Raw genomic sequence first — 2,093 nt, forward strand, 5'->3', positions numbered from 1 at the left:
ATCGAGTTGCAGCTACGCGCACTGGGGCGTTGGAGTGTTTGCTGTCGCGCTGAGTCTGGTGACGGTGTACGAACTGTGGGCCGAGGGTCCGGTCAGCTTGATTACTCGGGTCATGTGGGTGTTGTTGGCGCTGGCGGTGGCCGCGGTGTTTTTACAGCACAGGTTTTCAGTTCATAGTGTTTGTATCGCGCTGTGGTTGCTGTTGATCTCGGCGCTGCCGGCGGGCTGGATGGCGTTGGGATATCACGACGTTCAAGTGCAAGGACTGCTGCGCGACGGGTTGCTGGGCGCGGCCCACGACATTCAGCAACGCAGTGCTGTCATCGCCAGCGATCTGCATCGTTGGCTGTCGTCCAGCGACAATCGCGAGCGTGATTTTCCGCCGGCCGCACAGCTGGCGAAACCGTCCAAGGTCATGCCGGTGCCTGGTTATTCGCTCGGGACCTGCAACGGCAAACCGGCCGCGGGCCAGGAAAATGTTTGGGCGTTGTGTGTGTTCGATGAGCCGCCGCTGGCGACCTTGATCACTCGTCGCGATCTGGACTTCTGGCGCCGAGAGACCTGGGATGCGGCCGTGCAGGGGGAGACACAGCAGCGTCGCATTCGTTTGCTCGGCCGTATGAATGGTTGGAATCCGGTGTGCCATTCCAAGCAGACGGTCGAGGAATGCTCGTTCCGGACTACCGACGGCCAGAGCTTCACGATTCGTGCGGAACCGGCACAGACGCCGGTAGAAATGCATGATGACGACGCCCGCCGCTTCGAAGGAGTCGCTGGCTTGCTGGGCAGTGTCTTGGCATTGCTGTCGGCGTTGTTTGTGACCTGGCTGTTATCGCTGTTCATCGCACGTCGCCTGCTGGGCACCGGATTACACAAACACGGTCATCGGCTGGCGACGTCGGCCAACTCCAATCATGGCGTGGTGTTCTACTCTCGCCGTATTCCTGTTGAAGAAGTGGATCGGGTGGTGCTTGCCGTGCGGGCGGGTGCCATCGCTGGTGTGACGCGGGTGAACTTGGCGACCAAGGCGCTGTACACCGAGCTTGCGTCGGAGCGCGTGTTGCAAGGAATAGTGCTGCTCACCAATCTGGAAATTGCGCTCGCGGACGCTCCGCGCCGTCGCGACATTCTGGATGCGTTGGAGCGGCTGGTCGAGAATCCGGACGTGCAGGTGATGATTCTGTGTCGTCGCTCGCCCATCGAGCAGCTCTATCACCCAGAGCGTTATCCCGAGTCGGGGCCGCAACACGCGCTGCCGCTGGAAGAAGCGCTGCGCTGGGACAACGTGCTACAAAAATTCGAGTGTCGCGATCTGGAAAACGTGGACGCGCCGCGCACGCATCCGCACTTGGCGGCAGTCGATCATCACCGCATCTGGAAGCTGTGTTGTCGATCGGAGCGCGTGCTGCTGTATGAACTGGCGCGTGGGCGTCTGGCCAATCCGCGAAACGTTGCGACTATTCAAGCTTTGCTGACGCGCGGTCTATTGAAACTGGATCCGTGGCCGAAGATCGCCGACCCGAGCTTCGAAAGCTTCGTGCGCACTGCCGAGAGCAACGACGACGTGGCTCAGTGGCAGCAGGATGCCACTCAAGGGGCTGGCAAGGGCTGGCGCTCCACGGTCACCGCCGTGCTACTGATCGTTTTGTTACTGGCGGTGATCTGGTTCAGCTGGTCGGCGGGTGACAAGTTCAAAGTGGTGTCCGCCATCGTCGCCGGCGCCGTCGCGTTCCTGGGCCAGATCGGCCAGGCCTTCAACTTCGTACGCAGCGGGCCCGGGGGACGCTCCGGCAGTTGAAGTAATACCTGCCACGGAACTTATCGCGCTCGGGCTGTCAAAGCTGGGTTGATTCTGAGTCGATGGTCGTGGAGAGAGTATGAGTGAGGTTTCGCGGCCCATGTATGGGCGGCGCAGATGCGGCGGGCCCGGAATCAGCTTCCAGCGCCGTGTCAATCGCAATGAGTGGTCATCGGCGGACTTGAAGACGCTGCGGGAACTGGCGGAGACCGGCGCAGCCCCGGACATGATTGCCAGCACGTTACGTCGCACCGAATCTGCCGTCCGCAACAAGGCCGGCATGCACGGCATCTCG

At 61.4% G+C, this 2,093-nt stretch carries 2 protein-coding genes; both read left to right on the forward strand.

Annotation, left to right across the window (positions count from 1 at the left end):
- The coding region (locus JNL55_RS35565) for a hypothetical protein (protein ID WP_293866237.1) at nucleotides 1–1,798 on the forward strand (1,798 nt) is incomplete at its 5' end.
- 79 nt (nucleotides 1,799–1,877) lie between these two features.
- Nucleotides 1,878–2,093 (forward strand): hypothetical protein (locus tag JNL55_RS35570; protein ID WP_415923231.1); only part of this gene is annotated, 216 nt, incomplete at its 3' end.

This window comes from Steroidobacter sp., assembly GCF_016790065.1.
GTDB lineage: Bacteria > Pseudomonadota > Gammaproteobacteria > Steroidobacterales > Steroidobacteraceae > Steroidobacter.